This window comes from Escherichia sp. AM3, assembly GCF_032029835.1.
Classification (GTDB): domain Bacteria; phylum Pseudomonadota; class Gammaproteobacteria; order Enterobacterales; family Enterobacteriaceae; genus Escherichia; species Escherichia coli.
Genome location: NZ_JAVUPQ010000956.1, coordinates 1 through 274, shown reverse-complemented (window position 1 = coordinate 274; position 274 = coordinate 1). Strand labels below are relative to the sequence as shown.

1 pseudogene is annotated in these 274 nt (G+C 59.5%); it reads right to left on the bottom strand.

Features of this window, described 5'->3' with window-relative positions:
• Positions 1–274: pseudogene (locus tag RTW80_RS29225) on the bottom strand (MFS transporter); the annotation flags it as partial.

The window sequence follows — 274 nt, the reverse complement described above, 5'->3', positions numbered from 1 at the left end:
CGTCAGCGCGGTATTCTGCATTCCCCAGTGACGGAACGTGGCGATCAGCGCCACCAGACCGACAAGCTGAATCGCAAGCCCGGTCAGCAGGATGGCGCTGGTGCTGTAGCGGGCAATCAGGCGTGGGGCGAACCAGGCAGAAATAAAATAGGTGACGCCGAGCGCGATAAAGCTGTTCCCGGACTGCCACGGCGCCATCCCCAGACCGCTTTGCATGGTCAACGCCATACAGAACATGAACCCGGACCAGACGCTGAAAAAGAGTATCCCGATC